The organism is Streptomyces sp. NPDC046915, from assembly GCF_040644935.1.
Taxonomy (GTDB): domain Bacteria; phylum Actinomycetota; class Actinomycetes; order Streptomycetales; family Streptomycetaceae; genus Streptomyces.
In genome coordinates, this window is the sequence record NZ_JBEYXB010000009.1 from 62,594 (window position 1) to 80,001 (window position 17,408).

At 68.7% G+C, this 17,408-nt stretch carries 14 protein-coding genes and 1 pseudogene; 9 read left to right on the plus strand and 6 right to left on the minus strand.

Annotated elements, in window-relative coordinates; translation table 11 throughout:
* Nucleotides 1–15: 15 nt before the first annotated feature.
* Both ABZ915_RS23755 and ABZ915_RS23760 read right to left on the minus strand, forming a co-directional pair.
* Nucleotides 16–1,602: a hypothetical protein gene (locus tag ABZ915_RS23755; RefSeq protein ID WP_361806508.1), complete on the minus strand. Its 1,587-nt coding sequence runs from the start codon at nucleotides 1,600–1,602 to the stop codon at nucleotides 16–18.
* A 50-nt stretch (nucleotides 1,603–1,652) separates the two neighbouring features.
* Complete coding sequence (locus ABZ915_RS23760) at nucleotides 1,653–3,842, minus strand: RICIN domain-containing protein (protein WP_361806511.1); 2,190 nt, start codon at nucleotides 3,840–3,842, stop codon at nucleotides 1,653–1,655.
* A gap of 341 nt (nucleotides 3,843–4,183) precedes the next feature.
* On the opposite strand from ABZ915_RS23760, the gene ABZ915_RS23765 reads away from it, so the two are divergent.
* The 3 genes and pseudogenes from ABZ915_RS23765 to ABZ915_RS23775 all read left to right on the plus strand — a co-directional run bounded on the left by ABZ915_RS23765 (nucleotide 4,184) and on the right by ABZ915_RS23775 (nucleotide 7,954).
* Nucleotides 4,184–4,603 carry a YciI family protein gene (locus ABZ915_RS23765; RefSeq protein ID WP_361806514.1) on the plus strand — a complete coding sequence of 140 codons (420 nt, stop codon included), beginning with the start codon at nucleotides 4,184–4,186 and terminating at the stop codon, nucleotides 4,601–4,603.
* The gene (locus tag ABZ915_RS23770; protein WP_361806517.1) at nucleotides 4,600–5,745 is read left to right on the plus strand and encodes a DUF6596 domain-containing protein; all 1,146 of its coding nucleotides are present in this window, start codon (nucleotides 4,600–4,602) and stop codon (nucleotides 5,743–5,745) included. Before ABZ915_RS23765 ends, ABZ915_RS23770 begins: the two co-directional genes overlap by 4 nt.
* Nucleotides 5,746–5,948: 203 nt before the next feature.
* Nucleotides 5,949–7,954, plus strand: a pseudogene (locus ABZ915_RS23775) (non-reducing end alpha-L-arabinofuranosidase family hydrolase).
* On the opposite strand, the gene ABZ915_RS23780 reads toward ABZ915_RS23775, so the two are convergent.
* Complete coding sequence (locus ABZ915_RS23780) at nucleotides 7,929–9,092, minus strand: MFS transporter (protein ID WP_361806519.1); 1,164 nt, start codon at nucleotides 9,090–9,092, stop codon at nucleotides 7,929–7,931. The pseudogene ABZ915_RS23775 and the gene ABZ915_RS23780 sit on opposite strands and share 26 nt — an antisense overlap.
* Entirely contained in the window at nucleotides 9,089–9,679 is a 591-nt protein-coding gene (locus tag ABZ915_RS23785; protein ID WP_361806522.1) for an XRE family transcriptional regulator, read from the minus strand. Before ABZ915_RS23785 ends, ABZ915_RS23780 begins: the two co-directional genes overlap by 4 nt.
* Between ABZ915_RS23785 and ABZ915_RS23790 the strand changes: the two genes are divergently transcribed.
* From ABZ915_RS23790 to ABZ915_RS23810, 5 genes are all read left to right on the plus strand, one after another.
* On the plus strand, nucleotides 9,678–10,196 hold the full coding sequence (locus ABZ915_RS23790; protein ID WP_361806525.1) for an N-acetyltransferase family protein: 519 nt from the start codon (nucleotides 9,678–9,680) through the stop codon (nucleotides 10,194–10,196). The two genes, ABZ915_RS23785 and ABZ915_RS23790, sit on opposite strands and share 2 nt — an antisense overlap.
* 354 nt (nucleotides 10,197–10,550) lie before the next feature.
* A complete protein-coding gene (locus ABZ915_RS23795; RefSeq protein WP_361806528.1) occupies nucleotides 10,551–11,096 on the plus strand; it encodes a hypothetical protein in 546 nt (181 codons plus the stop codon).
* 370 nt (nucleotides 11,097–11,466) lie between these two features.
* Entirely contained in the window at nucleotides 11,467–13,872 is a 2,406-nt protein-coding gene (locus ABZ915_RS23800; RefSeq protein WP_361806531.1) for a glycoside hydrolase domain-containing protein, read from the plus strand.
* Between the two features lie 11 nt (nucleotides 13,873–13,883).
* A complete protein-coding gene (locus ABZ915_RS23805) occupies nucleotides 13,884–14,342 on the plus strand; it encodes a hypothetical protein (RefSeq protein WP_361806534.1) in 459 nt (152 codons plus the stop codon).
* A 127-nt stretch (nucleotides 14,343–14,469) separates the two neighbouring features.
* A complete protein-coding gene (locus ABZ915_RS23810) occupies nucleotides 14,470–14,976 on the plus strand; it encodes a hypothetical protein (RefSeq protein ID WP_361806537.1) in 507 nt (168 codons plus the stop codon).
* 79 nt (nucleotides 14,977–15,055) lie between these two features.
* Here ABZ915_RS23810 and ABZ915_RS23815 read toward each other — a convergent pair whose 3' ends face one another.
* On the minus strand, nucleotides 15,056–15,646 hold the full coding sequence (locus tag ABZ915_RS23815) for a dihydrofolate reductase family protein (RefSeq protein WP_361806540.1): 591 nt from the start codon (nucleotides 15,644–15,646) through the stop codon (nucleotides 15,056–15,058).
* Between the two features lie 71 nt (nucleotides 15,647–15,717).
* Between ABZ915_RS23815 and ABZ915_RS23820 the strand changes: the two genes are divergently transcribed.
* Nucleotides 15,718–16,296 carry a TetR family transcriptional regulator gene (locus ABZ915_RS23820; RefSeq protein ID WP_361806543.1) on the plus strand — a complete coding sequence of 193 codons (579 nt, stop codon included), beginning with the start codon at nucleotides 15,718–15,720 and terminating at the stop codon, nucleotides 16,294–16,296.
* A 73-nt stretch (nucleotides 16,297–16,369) separates the two neighbouring features.
* Here ABZ915_RS23820 and ABZ915_RS23825 read toward each other — a convergent pair whose 3' ends face one another.
* On the minus strand, nucleotides 16,370–17,347 hold the full coding sequence (locus tag ABZ915_RS23825) for an amidohydrolase family protein (protein ID WP_361807377.1): 978 nt from the start codon (nucleotides 17,345–17,347) through the stop codon (nucleotides 16,370–16,372).
* Between the last annotated feature and the right edge of the window lie 61 nt (nucleotides 17,348–17,408).

Genomic DNA, 17,408 nt, shown 5'->3' on the forward strand with positions numbered 1-17,408 from the left:
GGGCGGAGGGCGGCGTCAGATCATCTCTGCGACGGTGGCGTCCTCGCGCATCGCCAGCGGCGGGGCACCGGGGGCGATATCGGTGACCGGCAGAGTGAGTTCGAACTCGTTCAGCTTCATGAGGCGGAACTGCCGACGGCGGTACTCGGCGAGCCGGACGTAGTCGTCGAAGCCGGATTCGGTGCCGATCTGCTCGGTGACCTTGCGCAGATAGGCATCCACCCGCTGTCCGAACACCGTCCGCCAGTCGTCCTCGGGTACCTGCCAGTGCCCGGCGAAGCGGCCCTCGGGACTGTCGGCGGGCAGGGTTCGCGCGGCCTCCGAGACGGCCTGGGCGACCTTGTCGCACAACTCCACCGCTTTGGTGGGCGTGGTCGGCACGTACCGCATGAGGTGACTGCGGGCCGGGCTGAAGACCGGGTTGGGAAAGTCCACCATCAGCACGCAGGCGGCGAACCTGGCCGAGACAAGCTGCTTGCGGACCAGCTGCCGGACCACTTCGTTGTCCTCGTGGGCGGCCTCGGGCACCACGAAGGCGAAGAACGTGTCGCCTGCCTGGGAGAACGCGCTGAGCTTCTCCTCCAGCCGGAACCCGAACCGGCTCAGGGCGGCCAGGTACCGGGCGGCCGGTGCCCTGGGCGGGACGGCTTGCGTGAACAGGCGAAGGTCGTCGAACAGGACGTCCTGGTTCAGCCAGAAGCCCGTGGGCAGCGTCAGGTCGGGACTGTCCGCCGTGACATTGCTGCTCTGTCTGTCGGTGCTGGCCAGGTTGACCGTGGTGCTGGTGAACAGGTGGCGCAGCAGCCGGTCAGGATGGTCCACGACGCCGTTCGCGGTGACCGCGGCCAGGCGGGCCGCCGTCCAGCGGGTGACGAGGGACCTGACGGTCAGTTCCAGCTGCTGGGCTCCGATGACCTGCTGGAACAGCTGGTCATCGCGCAGCGGGTCGTCGTCGGCGAGCCGGATCGTGGCCCGCTCGGACTGCCAGTTGATCCAGGGAATCCTCAACTCCTTCATCACGACGCCGCCGTTGATGTGGCTGTCGAAGCAGCCCTTGCCGCGGGATTCCGGCTCCAACGCGTGCCAGGAGTTGCCCGACCACACCCAGCTGGAGTCGAGCCGGGCATAGAAGTTGAAGACCTTCGCTCCGGGATCCCATGCCGCGACCTGAAGGAATCCCTCCTCGGGGTCGCCACCAGCCTGGGTGCTGACCAGAAGGTCCACCTGGCCGCCTCCCACGGCGGTGGTGATCGCGAACCGCATGTCGCGTTCGCCGATGGCGTCCGGCGGGATCTGCCCGGCCTCGCTGATCAGATACACCTTGCGGGAGGGGGCGGCTGTCGGAGGGAGTCCGGACAGCAGGTCCTGCACGGTGGTGGGAAACATGCCCGCGCGGAAGAACTCGACCGCCATGGGGTCGCCCAGCGCCGCAAGCTCTTCCTCGGTGACGGGCCGCGCCCGGTCGTCCCTGCCGGTGATCCCGCGGTACAGCCGTCCCGGCTCCAGCGCTGTGGGGCCGGGTGCGCGGGCGGCATCGGCCTCCTCCAGGCCGGTCGCCCCCATCCAGGCTGTCGCCCGCCGCGGCCGCGTGTGGTCGGGCATGGCAACTCCACTCCTGAGTAAGCGTTCTCCCATTGGGGCCGAATATCACATTATGTATAAATCCATACCCCGTTGTGGATATCCACTCCGGCCCCGGATTCACCCTGATGGCCCAGCGAACACCGGACTCGGCACACCGTGCGCTGCCCCACCCCGCCCCGTGACTGCCGGCCGGCGGGAACCACGGCGGGACGCGACAGGTCGCGAAAATATTTCGTAACCGACGAATTAACCCTCCTTGTCCCCGTCGCGGTGGTCCCGTCGCCGTAGGCGGCCAGGCACTTGCCCGAGACGCGGAGTTCGCCTGCCGCGGTCTGGGTGATCGTCTGGTTGGCGTTGCCCGAGCAGTCGTAGATCTGGACCTGGACGCCTGTCTGGCCGTTCGGGACGTCGAGGCAGCGGCCGGAGTAGGTGCCCTTGAGGGTGAAGGCCGAGTCGGTGGGCAGCGGGTCATGGACCAGCTGCCAGTCCTGTGAGCCGTCGGCGGTCGACGCCGCCACCGTGACGGAGCCGTCCGTGGTCGCTCCGGTCATGTACAGGCTGGTGTTACGGACCGAGCGCAGCTTGTAGTACCCGTTGGACGACGGGACGAGGGTCCACTGTTTGTCGGTGGCGCCGTCGTCGACCCACTGGGCCAGCTTCTGCCCGGCCGTCGCGCTGCCGGTCCAGATGGCGACCGCGCGGCCCCCGGCCTTGTTGAGCAGGGTGATGTCGGCGCCCCTGGACGTCAGGTGCCAGCGCTGAGTGTCGGCGGTGGACGCCGCACCCAGGACGAGGTCGGGGGTGTTCCCGGTGAGGTTCGCGTCCTGTGTCTTCCCGGAAACGGTGGCGAGGACCTGGCCGGTCAGCCGGTTGACGAGGCTGTAGTAGGCGCCGTCGGAGCGGCCGAGATCGACCTCGGCGTACTTCACGGGGCCGACGCTTCCGCCGCTCCAGGACGCCTGGAGGATCAGGACGCGTCCGGTGCCGGTGACGTACTGGAGGTTGCGGCTGTAGCCGGCGGCGGCGGGCGTCTTGTACTCCTTCCATGTGCCGGTGCTCAGCCCGGACTCGTTCACCCAGACGTCGCCGCTGCCGGAGGCGTTGTAGACGATCCGGCCGTCCGGCATCGGCAGGAGGACCGGGCTGCCGCCGGTGGCCAGCGCGTTCCCGCCCGAGGGCACGGGCAGCGAGGTGATCGGGGCGTCACCGGCCGAGAAGAACTTCGCCGGGTCGTCGGAGACGCGGTAGCGGACGTTGGTGCCGCCGCCCCAGTACTCGTACGTCAGCAGCCACTTGCCGTCGGTCGTCGGCGCGATGGTCGTCATCCCCGGGCGGCCGCCGCCGATCTCCGTCTTGCCGCCTCCCATGCTCACAGTGGCACCCGGGACGTCGACGACCGGGGCGCTCCAGGAGGTGCCGCTGCCGCCGTCCCAGGTCCGGTGCACCAGGACCTGGCCGCCGGAGTCCGTCGCCGTGCCGTTGTCAGGGTCGAGGGTCAGGGCGCCGGTGCCGGTGTCGTAACCGGTGTAGTCGTTCTCGTCGGAGTAGTAGGCGATGAGCTTGCCGTCGTGGGCGAGCAGGTGCGGTTCCCAGACGGGGTCGACCTGCTTGTGGGTGTTGGCGCTGGAGACACGGCCGACACTGCCCGCGCTGCCGCCCTGCCAGCCGCCGGCTGCGATGATGTTCTCGAAGTTCCACGTCGCGCCGTCATCGTCACTGGCGTACAGGGCGAGCGCTACGTCCTTGCGGTCGCCGTCGCTGGTCGGCGTCCAGTTGGGGTCGGCGGCCTTCTGCTCCTCGTAGTAGGAGTCGTCGCCCGAGACGACACTGGCGAGGAGGAACGTGCCGGCTCTCAGGTTTCCGACGTCCTGTGGGAGGACGTAGAGGTACGGGTTCGTCCAGTTGCTCGTGTACTTCGCGTACGTGGAGTCGCTCGACAGGTAGGCGGGAGCTTTGACAGCGGCGAGCTTCGACCACGTCGTGCCGTCGTCGTCGCTCTTGTAGAGGGGCAGCGTCTGCCCCACCGGAGCGCTCTCACTGTCCTCGAACGTCGCCACGATCCGGCCGCTCGGAAGCTGGGCGGACTTGGGGTAGAGGACGCACGGGCTTTTGTTGCAGGCGGCCGTATTGGTGGCGGCATACAGGTTCGACGGGCTCGGCTGATATGCCGACGCGTTCGATGCGGAGGCGATGGCGAATGCCACGCCGATGCTTGCGGCTGTCGCGGCGGCGAGAGCCTTTCTTGCCCATGTGTTCATGAATACGGAAACCCTTTCGCGCCCCGCTGCTCAGGGAATACGAAGGCGGCTCAATGGGCCCTGAGGCGGCTGGAGTCAGTATTGGGACGCGGTACCGCCGTGTCACCGGCACGCTTCCGAAAGTGTTTCGTGCGCCGAGCGTCCTGAGGAGTTGACAGATGGATCGCCCCCTCGGCGCAGTCGTCACACTCGGTGAGTGAATCGCGACTTTCCGCCGCTATCTCGTAGATTTCCGAGAGCCTCAAAGAAAATCGGACGGCGATGTCGAGAACCCGTGGCCGGCTCCGTCCCCGAGGTGAACGCGACGACAATGGGTCGCACCAGCACCGAGGAGAAACACGATGGCGAAGTACTTGCTGCTCAAGCACTACCGCGGCGCCCCGGCCGCGGTGAACGACGTGCCGATGGACCAGTGGACGCCGGAGGAGATCTCGGCGCACGTGCAGTACATGCGGGACTTCGCGGACCGGCTCGAGAAGACCGGCGAGTTCGTCGACGGTCAGGCGCTGGCCCTCGAGGGGACGTTCGTCCGGTACGACGGTGAGGGGCGCCCGCCGGTCACCGACGGCCCGTTCGCCGAGACCAAGGACCTCATCGCCGGCTGGATGGTGATCGACGTCGACAGCTACGAGCGCGCCGTCGAGCTGGCCGGGGAGCTGTCGGCCGCCCCGGGCGCGGGCGGGAAGCCGATCCACGAGTGGCTCGAGCTGCGCCCGTTCCTGGCCGCGTCGCCCACCATCACGGAGTGCCCTCATCGATGAACGAGGCCCTGCTCCGGAGCCTCACACCGAGCGTGCTCGGGATCCTCGTCCGCCGCGGAGCCGGCTTCGCGGCGGCCGAGGACGCCGTGCAGGACGCGCTGGTCGAGGCGGTCCGCGTCTGGCCGGCCGACCCGCCGCGTGACCCGAAGGGCTGGCTGGTCACCGTGGCCTGGCGCCGGTTCCTCGACGCGACCCGGGCGGACGCCGCCCGCCGCCGGCGTGAGGACCTCGTGGACGAGGAGCCGGCGCCGGGGCCCGCGACCGCGGTGGACGACACGCTTCAGCTCTATTTCCTGTGCGCCCACCCGTCGCTGACGCCGGCGTCCGCGGTGGCGCTGACGCTGCGCGCCGTCGGCGGGCTGACCACCCGTCAGATCGCCCAGGCCTGTCTGGTGCCCGAGGCGACCATGGCGCAGCGGATCAGCCGGGCCAAGCGCACCGTCTCCGGTGTGCGGTTCGACCAGCCCGGCGACGTCGCCACCGTGCTGCGCGTCCTCTACCTGGTGTTCAACGAGGGCTACTCCGGCGACGTCGACCTCGCCGCCGAGGCCATCCGGCTCACCCGGCGGCTCGCGGCCTCGGTCGACCACCCCGAGGTGGCGGGGCTGCTCGCGCTCATGCTGCTCCACCATGCCCGGCGTGCCGCCCGGACCGCGCCCGACGGCAGCCTGGTGCCGCTCGCCGAGCAGGACCGCGGCCGGTGGGACACCGAGTCGATCGCCGAGGGCGTCGCGATCCTCCAGGCGGCCCTCGCCCGCGACCGGCTGGGCGAGTTCCAGGCCCAGGCCGCCATCGCGGCACTCCACGCCGACGCGCCCACCGCCGAGGAGACCGACTGGGTGCAGATCGTCGAGTGGTACGACGAGCTCGCGCACCTGACCGACAGCCCGGTCGTCCGGCTCAACCGCGCGGTCGCCGTCGGCGAGGCCGACGGACCGCGCGCCGGCCTGGCCGCGCTCGCTGCACTGGACGACTCGCTGCCCCGCCACACGGCGGTGGCGGCATACCTCCACGAGCGCGACGGCGACCTGGTGACGGCGGCACGGCTGTACGCCGAGGCGGCCCTGAAGGCATCCAACCTCGCCGAGCGCGACCACCTGACGCGCCAGGCCGCCCGGCTCAACTCCCGCCGGCGTCGCTGACAGCTCGCGCTCTCGTGAAGCAACGTTCGTGTTCCCGCCGGCAGGAGGGACCTGGCGCGTTCGGTGCGACGGCGAGAACCGAGTGCCACGCAGGGGATTGACGCGCCCTCTGAGGCTCCTATCATCCAGGCAGAGTTGAAATGGGAGCGCTCCCACGACATTTGAACGGGACTTCACCCGCACCCGACCGTACGAGGAGACACATGCATCAGCTCACCCGCACCAAGCGACGCCACGCCGCGGCGCTGAGCCTGCTGGCCGCCGCCGTACTGGCGGTGCCCGGTACCGCTGCCGCGGTGCCCGATGCCGTGAAGGCCTCCACTCTGGGCGCCCAAGCGGCACAGTCCGGACGCTACTTCGGCACGGCCGTCGCGTCCGGCAAGCTCGGTGACGGCACGTACGCGACCATCCTGGACCGCGAGTTCAACATGGTCACGCCCGAGAACGAGATGAAGTGGGACACCACGGAGCGTTCCCGCGGCTCGTTCAACTTCGCTCCCGCCGACCAGATCGTCAACCACGCCACGGCACACGGTCAGCGCGTGCGCGGCCATACGCTGGTCTGGCACTCCCAACTGCCCGGCTGGGTCAGTGGCATCACCGACGCGAACACGCTGCGCAGCGTGATGAACAATCACATCACCACGGAGATGAACCACTTCAAAGGCAAGATCTACGCCTGGGACGTGGTCAACGAGGCGTTCGCCGACGGCAGCGGCCAGCACCGCAGTTCGGTCTTCCAGAACGTGCTCGGCAACGGCTTCATCGAGCAGGCGTTCCGCACCGCGCGGGCCGCCGACGCCTCGGCGAAGCTCTGCTACAACGACTACAACATCGAGAACTGGAGCGACGCGAAGACGCAGGGCGTCTACAACATGGTGCGCGACTTCAAGTCCCGGGGCGTGCCCATCGACTGCGTCGGCTTCCAGGCCCACTTCGGCTCCAGCGGCCCGCCCGCGAGCTTCCAGACCACGCTGGCGAACTTCGCCGCCCTCGGCGTGGACGTACAGATCACGGAACTGGACATCGCCCAGGCGCCGACGACTGCGTATGCGAACACCGTCAAAGCCTGCATGAACGTGTCACGCTGCACCGGCATCACCGTGTGGGGCATCCGGGACAGCGACTCCTGGCGCACCGGGCAGAACCCGCTGCTGTTCGACGCAGGCGGCAACAAGAAGTCCGCCTACAGCGCGGTACTGACCGCACTGTAGGCGGCACCCCGGCGAAGGCTGCCCGCGCGTCCGCCGCCGCGCTTCCGTCCAGCTACAGCTGGACCTCCAGCGGCACGCTGATCGCTCCCAAACCGGACTCGACGCACAACATCGCCGGGATCAAGGACCCGTCGGTCGTCTACTACAACGGCAAGTACCACGTGTTCGCCAGCGTCGCCGGCTCCTCCGGCTACGGACTGGTGTACCTGAGCTTCAGCGACTGGTCGCAGGCCGGCTCGGCCACGCACTACTACCTGGACCGGAGCGCCATCGGCACCGGATACCGGGCCGCCCCGCAGGTGTTCTACTACGCGCCGCAGAAGCTGTGGTACCTCGTCTACCAGACCGGCAACGCCTCGTACTCCACCAACACCGACATCAGCAACCCGAACGGCTGGAGCGCGCCCCGCAACTTCTACGCGTCGATGCCGGACGTCATCAAGCAGAACATCGGCAGCGGCTACTGGGTCGACATGTGGGTGATCTGCGACAGCGCCAACTGCTACCTGTTCTCCTCCGACGACAACGGACACCTGTACCGCTCGCAGACGACCGTGTCCCAGTTCCCGAACGGGTTCACCAACACGGTCATCGCGGCCCAGGACTCCAACAAGTACGCCCTGTTCGAGGCGAGCAACGTCTACAAGGTGCAGGGCACCAATCAGTACCTGCTGATCGTCGAGGCGATCGGCTCGGACGGGAAGCGCTACTTCCGCTCCTGGACCTCAGGCGGTATCGCCGGGTCGTGGACACCGCTGGCCGCCACCGAGAGCAACCCGTTCGCGCGGGCGAACAACGTCGGCTTCCCGGCCGGTTCCTGGACCAAGGACATCAGTCACGGCGAGATGCTCCGCGCGGGCTACGACCAGACCCTGACGATCCCCTCCTGCAAGCTCCAGTACGTCTACCAGGGCCTGAACCCCAACGCGAGCGGCGACTACAACAGCCTCCCGTGGCGGCTTGGCCTGCTCACCCAGACCAACTCGGCCTGCTGACGAGAGGGACGGCGAGGAGCAGTGCGGCGAGGGCGGCGAGGGTGACGCCCTGCCAGCCGAAGGAGTCGAGCAGGGGTGCGGCGAGGGCGGTGCCGACGGCGCCGATGGTGAAGTACAGCACGAGGTAGACGCTGGTGAGGCTGCCGGAGCGGTGCGGGTCGAGGGCGATGATCCGGCTCATGTTGGCGGCTTGGGCGGCGAAGCAGCCGGCGTCGACGAGGGCGAGGCCGAGAACGATGGCCGGCGGGGTGTTCATACCGGTGGCCAGCAGGATGGTTCCGGCCGCGGCGGCCAGCACACAGGTGGTGATCACCGTGGCCGGGGTGTGCCGGTCGGCGAGGCGTCCGGTGAGCGGGAGTACGGCGAGACCGAGGAGTCCGGCCAGGCTGTACAGGCCGATGGCGGTCGGGTCGAGGGAGTGGGGCGGTTCGGCCAGGGCGAGCGCGAGAGCGACCCATATCAGGTTGAAGGCGAAGTACCACAACCCGCCGACGACCACCGCGCGTCGCAGTTGCGGGAACTCGCGGAGCAGCGGAGGAAGGGAGGTGAGGACGGCGCGGTAGCTGTGGCCGGAGTGCGGGCGCTGCCGGGGCAGGCGCGTGCCGGCGGCGACCGCGCCGAGCAGGGCCAGGGCGGCGAAGACGAGGAGCATCCTCCGCCAGCCGAGGATGTCGGTGAGGGCTCCGCCAGCCAGGCGGCTGAGCAGGATGCCTGCCGACATCCCTGCGGCCACCGTGGCGACGCCGGTCGCGCGGCGCCCGGGCGAGGCATGCCGGCCCGCGATGGTGCCGGCCTGGCCGGCGACACTGGCGGCCGCGCCGATGAGCAGGTAGGCCGCCAGCAGCACGCTCGCGCCGGGTGCGGCCGCGGCGAGCGTGAGGGCGGCGGCCAGGGCGGTGAGCTGTACGGCGACCAGGCGGTTGGGGGCGAGGCGGTCGGCGAGGGGAAGCAGGAGCGCGAAGCCTGTCATGCAGCCGGCGAGCGCGGCCGTCGGTATGAAGCCGATCAGGGAGACGGGGACGTCCAGTTCGGCGGCGACCGAGGTGAGCGCGGGCTGGATGGCGTAGTTGTTCGCTATCGCCGTCCCGGCCGTGCAGGCCAGCAGCAAGGTGCCGCTTCGGGGAAGGGGGCGGCTCATGGTTGTGTGCCGCGGGTGAGGATGACGGCGTAACGGCATTCGGCGTCGGTGGCGTTGACGAAGACCCGCGGGGCCGGTTCGCCGAGTTCGATGGTGTCGCCCGCGTCGAGTTGGTGGACCGTGTCGCCGTCGTGGAAGGTCAGGCGGCCGTCGAGGACCCAGACGATCTGCCGAATGAACGCGAAGGCCGCGGCCGGATACGGGACACGGGCTCCGGCCGGCAGATGGATCTCGGCGATTTCCGCGGGGAACTCCGGGCCGGCGATCTGCCGGCGCCGGTAGCCGGTGTCGGGGTCGCGCCATTCGGCCGCGTCGGCCCGGCGGCGCACTCCCGCGGTGGCTTCCGTGTCCTGCTGTGTGCCTTCGGCCAGGGCGAGCAGGGAGGCGACGCTGAGCTGGAACGCGGCGGACAGCTTGCCGAGGACGACGGCGGTGGGGCTGCTCTCGCCGCGCTCGATCCGGCTGATCATGGCCTGGGAGACACCGGAGGCGTCCGCGAGCTGCGCCAGGGTCCATCGGCGACGCTCCCGTTCGGTACGGACCCGAGCCGCGATCTGCCCCACCAGAGGATCTACTATGTTGGACATGAATCCAATATACGAGAGAAGCGAGGCTGTGACGGTACGCCCGGCACGCTCCGAGGACGCGGACGTCATCCGCGCGATCCGCAACCACGCGATCGAGCACTCGACGGCCCTGTGGACACGGACCCCGCAGTCCCCCGCCGAGGGGACGGCCTGGCTGGCCGCCCACCTGGAGCGCGGATCGGCGTTCGTGGCGGAGGTGGAAGGCGAGGTGGTCGGATTCGCGGTCTACGGTCCGTGGCGGGAGCTGGACGGATACCGGCACACGGTGGAGGACTCCGTCTACGTCCGCGAGGGCCGGCACGGGCTCGGCGTGGGCTCCGCACTGCTGGGCGCCCTGATCACCTCGGCGCGCGAGGCCGGCCACCACGTGGTGATCGCCGGGATCGAAGCCGAGAACACCGCTTCGGTCCGGCTGCACGAACGGTTCGGGTTCCACCACGTCGGCACGGTGCCGGAGGTCGGCACCAAGTTCGGCCGATGGCTCGACCTGACGATCATGCGGCTACCCCTGTCCTGACCCTCGGAAGGGCGGAGCGATGGAACGGTGAGGCACATTTCAGCCATGATTCATACAGGCATCTTCTGACTCCGTTTCTCACGGCAGACGCATGGTTCAGCGCATGTCTGATGATTCCGCTTACGCGTAGACGCACATCGTTTTTTCGCCATGTGCATTGTCATGTCCTTGCGTCTGCTGCTGACCGTGTGACTAGAGTGACCGCCTGCTCTCGGTTCAGTTGGGGAACTGCCCACCCGTCACGTCCGGGTGGGACGGGAGCGGACGACCACTACACACTCAGCACATCGGGGACCTCAGGCGCGTGCTGCCACGGGCCGGTCTCCCTGTGCCTCAACACGGGGGATCACTGCCATGCGCAAGTGGCTGCCTACTCTCGCCCTGTCCACTGCTTTCATCTCTTCGGTCCTGGCGGCTCCGCAAGCCCTGGCCCAGGACTCGAAGCCGGTTTCCGAGAAGGTGCCCGGCACCCATGTGACGCTCGCACCGAGCGCGGCACACGATGCGCAGACGCGTGCCCTCGCGGCGGCCCATCCCGAAGCGGTACAGGCCGCCGCCACGCTGTGCGGAAGCGGATACAAGCTGTCGTTCGCAGAACAGCTTCCGGATTCCCGCCGGTTCGGAACCCTCTTCACGTACACCAAGTACGTGACGGGCGGGACGGACGGGGCATGTGCCGTCTTCGACAACAACCTCGGCGTCAAGAAGCACATGAAGCTGAAGCTGTGCTGGACCACGTGCAAGGTCGATGACGGCTCGTACTCGGAGTACGCGGGTCCGGTCAAGTACGAGAGCAGCGACCGCAACTTCGACCCCGGCTGCGCCGTGGTGAACGCCCTGATGTGGTCGGACAATGTCGCGATCATCGACCGGCAGACCCACGTCTCCGCCTGCGACTGACGCGACCGACCGTCGCCTGTCCCTCTGCCGCGGCGGCCCCGTCTTCGCCGCCGGCTTCGCAACCTCGCCGACCGCTGCCCCGGCAGGGCCTGACAGGCCGGAGGCGGCCAGGCGCGCAACAAGCGCGCCTTCTGCCGCAAGCGCCTCGGTGAGCTCGTAGGCCTGTGTCCCGGAACCTCGCGGCCGACCGAGTCGGCCGCGAGGGACCCCGGCCACACGCCTCCCGCGAACCCGGGACCGCGCCGGCTGATCAACGGCACCCGCCGCCACGGCGCGTGCCGGTCTGGCAGGTCAGGCTGCCCCGGCTGACGACGAGTTGGGGCAGCCTGCCTCTTTCCCCTCACTCGTCAAGCAGCTCAGGAGTCTCGGCATGGCCGACGCGAAAGTCCTCGAAGGGCAGAAGTGGGTCAATCAGACCTACGGCAGTGTGCCCGGCTACCAGAAGTGCCCGGAGGACGGCAAGACCGGCTGGTCCACCATGTACGCCCTCACGATGGGCTTGCAGAAGGAACTCGGCATCAGCCCCGTGGTCGCGAACTTCGGCGACGGCACCGTCGCCAAGCTCGCCGCACTCGGTGAGCTCGGCAGTGGCTGGGCGAAGAACAACAACATCATCAAGATCATCCGGTACGGTCTGTTCTGCAAGGGCTACACCGGCGGCTACAGCGACACCGGCTTCTTCGACCCGGACATCACCCTGGCCGTCAAGCACATGCAGGGAGACATGGGCCTCTCCCAGACCGGCACGCTCCAGGCGAAGGTGTTCAAGGCGCTCCTCAACATGGATGCCTACGTGGTCACCGCCGGCGGGTCGGACGAGGTCCGCTCCATCCAGCAGTGGTTGAACGGGCGTTACTGGACGAAGAAGACGGTCGACATAGGCCCGGCCGACGGGCACTACTCCCGCAACGTCCAGCAGAACCTGATGAAGGCCGTCCAGCTGGAGATCGGAATCGCCGAAGCCGACGCCACCGGCAACTTCGGCTCCGGAACGCAGGCCGGAATCAAGTCCAAGGCCGTCGTGTCCCAGGGCTCTTCCGGGATCTTCGTCCAGCTGTTCTCCGCCGCGTGCGTCTTCAACCAGCCGGTCGTCACCGTCAATGCGGACGGCGACACCATCCAGACGAACACGGTGTTCAAGACGACGTTCGACAGCAATCTGGCGGCGTTCGTCACCACCTTCCAGCGATTCTCGGAGCTGACTGCCAACGGTCAGGGCGACTACCCGACGTGGGCTCAGCTTCTGGTGTCGATGGGCGACCCGGACCGACCGGTCACCGCCTCCGACACCGCCTACACCATCACGCCGTCGCGGGCGAAGAAGATGTACAGCGACGGCTACCGGTACGTCGGCAGGTACCTCAACGAGGCCTCCTCCGGCGGCGGTTCGAAGATGCTCGAAGAAGGCGAACTCGCCGACATCTTCGCCGGCGGCCTGCGCGTGTTCCCGATCTTCCAGGACAACGGCAGGACCCTGGCGGAGTACTACTGGGGCAACGGGTACAAGCACGGCCAGAAGGCACACGACCAAGCCGTGCACTTCGGGTTCAACCGCGGCACGGTCATCTACTTCGCCGTCGACTACGACGCCACCGACGCCGACATGTCGCAGATCCTGGAGTACTTCCGGGGCGTCGCGTCGGGCCTCGGAAGCAAGGGGAAGCGGTACGTGCACGGCGTGTACGGGTCGCGGAACGTGTGCGCCGAGGTCACCAAGGAGACCTACGCGCGCTACTCGTTCGTGTCCGGCATGTCCTGGGGTTTCTCCGGCAACCTGGGCTATCCCCTGCCGCCGAACTGGTCGTTCAACCAGGTCAAGGAATACAAGGTCACGAACGGAACGGACACGTTCGGACTGGACCGTGACGCCCACCACCTCGGTTACGACCCCGGCCAGGACAGCGTCAACAGGCCGGCATCGCCCGCGGACGACTTCGTCAACTACATCGCGTCGCTGTACGACCTGGCGAAGGCCTACGGCAAGGGCGACCCGAACCGGCTCGTCATGGAGTACATCCGTAGCGACAGCTACGACGACGCGACGTGGCGGGGCATGATCGGCAAGGTGGACGCCGGCTTCGTCTCATATGCGAACAGCCACAACATGAGTGTCTGGACCGAGTTCAAGGACCCGTTCACCGGCCAGTTCCTCGGGCCGGAGCACATGATGGCCACGGCGAACGGCCAGTACGTCAAGCCGAACCCCAAGGGAGACATCAGCCTCGGCGACGTCGCCGGCTGGGGCGGTGACCTGATGACCCTGTACGGCGAATGGCGGCGCGACCACGACACCTACGCCTCCGGTGTGACCTACATCAACGACAAGATGGGCAAGATCGGCGTCGCGTCCTCATTCGGATTCACCGACCTCGTCGAAGACGCCGACGGCTACCTCATCGCCCAGGCCGTGCGCGGTGGCAAGACCATCGTCGAGGCCGTCCGCAACCACTACCAGGGCAACGGCGGTCTGACCCGGTTCCGGGACTACGTGAAGCAGCGGTTCGGCGGCACCATCAGCGAGGCGGCCGCGCAGGCGAAGAAGATCCTGACCGACACTCCCACCTCCACTGACGGAGCGATCCTGGTGGGTGGCCGCATCCTGCTGATCCAGAAGTTCGGCGGCATCGGCACTCTGATGCCGCACCTTCTCCCCGGCAGTCAGCTCGACGACTGGTGCAACGCCTTCGGCGACAACCTGGTGCAGCACGCCTCCACGGAAACGATCCGACGAGCCGAGTACCGGGCGAACCAGCAGCGCTTCCTCCGCTCGAAGTAACGTCAGGGTGCATGGTGTCTCTGTTCACATTGTTCGGCCCTCCCGCGATCACACTCCTCCTCTTCGCCGTCGGGGCGATCCCGTACGCGTTCTGGGTGGCCAGGAGGAAGCCCTCGCGGCCGGCCCGCTGGGCCGTGATCGGGATCGCGGCGGCGATCGCCGCCTATGGGGCCGGAACCGTCTACGGACTCGCCTATACCAACCCGCTCGACATATGCGGGGACAAGACCGGCGACGGCGTGTACATGGATGCCGGACGGGACTACAGCCTGACGTCGGTGAACGTGGACAGCTTCCCTCCGTCCATCACCTGCCACTGGACCAGCGGCCACAGCACCGAAGAGGTGTGGTTCTGGGCCCCGCCTCTGCTGTACGCAGGGCTGGCCTGCTTCATCGTCTGCTGCGCCCTGCTCCTCATCAACCGCCACAAGTACAGAAAGGCTCCTCGTGACATCGAGCTTGACGCGTAGACGGGCTCTCGGACTCGGCATAGGGGCCGGGGCGGCAATAGCCCTGACGACTGCCGGACCTGCGCAGGCCGCCCCCGCTGCCAGTGGGCACACATGGCAGCAGCCGCGGTCCGCGAACGGCTGGCCCGTGCTTGACCACGCCACGAAGTACCAGGTGGAGGGCACGAACGTCGAGGTCTCACTGGCGAAGGGCGACGCGGCGACGGTACTGCTGCACGTGGCCCGCCGGTTCGCGTACGAGATCGACATGCTCAGGGCCGGTGACCTCCACGGCCACACCACCCATCGGGCGATCGGTGCCTCGTTCGAGTCGAATCATCTGTCGGGCACTGCCATCGCGATCCGTCCCCTGCACTACCCGCTCGGCGCCGACGTCAAGTACACCGGCATGAGCGAGAGCGAACGGATCGTCGTCGCGGACATCCTCGCCGACTGCGAAGGCGTCGTGGCGTGGGGCGGGGACCTGAAGCCGGTCAAACAGTCCCACTTCCACATCGACGTCAAGCCCGGGGATCCGCGCCTGAAGCGTCTCGCCGCCCGCATCCGGGGGTGGAACGACACGCCTGGTGAGGGCGCCGGGTCGATCGACGCCTTCGCGCCCGCCAGGCGTCGTCTCGCCGCTCGCTACCAGTAGGCCCGTTGCTGTCAGGCCCCGTCGAAGCTCAGCTGTTCCGGCTTCGGCGGGGCCCGGCCATGTCCGGGCGGGCGGGCGACTAGCCGCGGGTGAGGCGGGTGAGGGTGACGCCGTTGGGGAAGGCGGTGCGCTCGGCGACATCGAAGACGGTCGGGTCGAAGGCGCCGTCGAAGGCCGGGATTCCCGCGCCGGCGACCACGGGGTAGTTCTTGATCACCAGTTCGTCGATCTCGGGCAGGAGGGCGCCCGCGAGCTTGCCGCCGCCGCAGAGCCAGACGTCCAGTCCCCCCTCCTCCCCCTTGAGTTCGCGAACGAGCGCCAGCGGTTCGCCCGGAACGACGGTGACGGACGGGTCGGTGTCGGGCTTGAGGGTGCTGGACACCACGTACTGGCGCAGGTGCGCGTACGGGTTGGTGATCCCCGCGTCGAGGGCGGGGCGGTAGGTGCCGAGGCCCATGACGACGGTGTCGAAGCGGCGGTTGGGCGTGTCGGCCAGGCCGACCGCGGCACGGTAGGCGGTCGGGACCGTCTCGGGGAAGAGTGTGTTGGTCCAGGCGGAGTAGGCGGCGGCCTGCTGTTCGTCGCCGCCGGGGAAGAAGTCGTACTCGCCGCCGGGGCCGGCGATGCGGCCGTCGAGCGTGACACCGACGTAGTACACGAGCCTTCGCATCTTTGATGACTCCATACGTAGTACTCTGACTGAAGTGATTTGAACTTAGTACTACAGTTGGAGTGGTGTCAATGGTGAGACGAAACGACCAGCGACGCGCCGCCCTCGTCGACGCCGCGATCGAGGTGCTGGCCAGGGAAGGCGCACGGGGCCTGACGTTCCGGGCGGTGGACGCCGAGGCCGGCGTACCCGCCGGGACCGCGTCCAACTACTTCACCAGCCGCGACGATCTGCTCACCCAGGCCGGCGCCCGTGTCTATGAGCGGCTCCAGCCGGACGAGGCCACGATCGCCCGCCAGCGGACGGCCGGCCGCGACCGGGAGACCTACGCGGAGCTGATGCGTGAACTCGTCGGCCGCGTCGCCTCTTTCCGCACCGGCTATCTGGCCCTGCTCGAACTCCGCCTGGAGGCCACCCGCCGCCCCGAACTGCGCAAGGTCCTCACCGAGCGGGTCCGGGCCGACATCGACGCCAACGTCGCGTACCACGAGGCCTCGGGCCTGCCCGGCGACGCCATGGCCGTCAAACTGCTCATCCTGGCGCTGAACTGGCTGATCGTCGAACAGCTCACGCTGCCGGACGTCTTCACGGAGGCGGAGCGCGAACAACTGGTGACGGCCGCGGTGGACCGCATCGTGGGGGCGGAGTAGGCCGCCGCTGCGAGGACCGCCGCGGCCTCGTCCGTGCGGGTCAGTGAGATCTCTCCTCGTATGCGGACCTCGATCACCGATCAGGCCGCACGATCTCCTGAGGTGTACGCGGGTGCGTGCCGAGCCGTGGGATGAGGAGTTCGGCGTTGCCGCGGTTGACGGCGTGCAGCCGGCCGGGTTCCCAGTGCGGGTACTCGTCCAGTGCGGTGTCGAAGCCGGTGCCCCAGTCCGCGGGGACCATCGGGAAGTCGCTGCCGTACAGGATGCGCTCGGGCGCCGCGAAGGCGAGCAGCGAGGGCAGGGCGGCGGGACCGGCGGAGAAGGCCGTGTCGAAGTAGAAACGCCGCAGGTCGGCGATGAAGTCCTCGGGGGTTCCGCCGGGGTCGTCGGCGGTCGCGCCGGTGGGGAGGCGGGCGGCGAGGGCGAAGCGGTGGGCGGCGTACGGCAGGAAGCCGCCCGCGTGCGGGAGGACCAGCCGCATCCGGCGGTGCCGGCGTGGAACGCCCCGTACGGTCATGTGCAGGGCGGTGCGGGTCGTGTCGTAGGGGAAGTCCGCCAGTGGAGCGGGTACCTCCGGGACGGGGGTGCCGGGGGGCGCGGTCGGATGGACGAGGACGACGGCGGACCGGGCGTCGAGCTCGGCCCACAGCGGCTCGAACGCCGGGTCGCCGAGATAGCGGCCGTGGGCGTTGGACAGGACGATGACGCCGTCCGCGTGCAGTTGGTCCAGCGCGTGGGCCGCCTCGGCGAGAGCGCCGTCCACGTCGGGCAGTGGGAGGGCGGCGAAGTGACCGAAGCGGTCCGGCCGGTTCTTGACCAGCTCGGCGGTGAATTCGTTGACGCTCCGGGCCACTTCACGCGCTTCACCGGGGTCGTCCGGGGCGGCGAGCGGCGCGGCGTAGGACAGCACGCCGGTGGCGATCGACCGCCGGTCCATCATGGCGATCGCGCTTCGCTCGTCCCACGCGGGGGCGGGCCACCCGATGGCCGCGGCCCGGCCGGTGACGGCGCGGGCGCGGGCGGGCGGGATCACGTGCTGGTGGACGTCGATGCGTCGCGGGTCCGTATGTGCGGGGGCCGTATGTGTGGCGTCCGTACGTCCGGGATCTGGC

What these genes read in the sequence shown, in the direction of transcription:
- ABZ915_RS23780 (WP_361806519.1), bottom strand. Translation starts at nt 9,092, where the DNA reads ATGAGCCGCCCCCTTCCCCGAAGCGGCACCTTGCTGCTGGCCTGCACG.
- ABZ915_RS23755 (WP_361806508.1), bottom strand. Translation starts at nt 1,602, where the DNA reads ATGCCCGACCACACGCGGCCGCGGCGGGCGACAGCCTGGATGGGGGCG.
- ABZ915_RS23795 (WP_361806528.1), top strand. Translation starts at nt 10,551, where the DNA reads ATGCGCAAGTGGCTGCCTACTCTCGCCCTGTCCACTGCTTTCATCTCT.
- ABZ915_RS23765 (WP_361806514.1), top strand. Translation starts at nt 4,184, where the DNA reads ATGGCGAAGTACTTGCTGCTCAAGCACTACCGCGGCGCCCCGGCCGCG.
- ABZ915_RS23800 (WP_361806531.1), top strand. Translation starts at nt 11,467, where the DNA reads ATGGCCGACGCGAAAGTCCTCGAAGGGCAGAAGTGGGTCAATCAGACC.
- ABZ915_RS23760 (WP_361806511.1), bottom strand. Translation starts at nt 3,842, where the DNA reads ATGAACACATGGGCAAGAAAGGCTCTCGCCGCCGCGACAGCCGCAAGC.
- ABZ915_RS23785 (WP_361806522.1), bottom strand. Translation starts at nt 9,679, where the DNA reads ATGTCCAACATAGTAGATCCTCTGGTGGGGCAGATCGCGGCTCGGGTC.
- ABZ915_RS23790 (WP_361806525.1), top strand. Translation starts at nt 9,678, where the DNA reads ATGAATCCAATATACGAGAGAAGCGAGGCTGTGACGGTACGCCCGGCA.
- ABZ915_RS23815 (WP_361806540.1), bottom strand. Translation starts at nt 15,646, where the DNA reads ATGCGAAGGCTCGTGTACTACGTCGGTGTCACGCTCGACGGCCGCATC.
- ABZ915_RS23770 (WP_361806517.1), top strand. Translation starts at nt 4,600, where the DNA reads ATGAACGAGGCCCTGCTCCGGAGCCTCACACCGAGCGTGCTCGGGATC.
- ABZ915_RS23805 (WP_361806534.1), top strand. Translation starts at nt 13,884, where the DNA reads ATGGTGTCTCTGTTCACATTGTTCGGCCCTCCCGCGATCACACTCCTC.
- ABZ915_RS23820 (WP_361806543.1), top strand. Translation starts at nt 15,718, where the DNA reads ATGGTGAGACGAAACGACCAGCGACGCGCCGCCCTCGTCGACGCCGCG.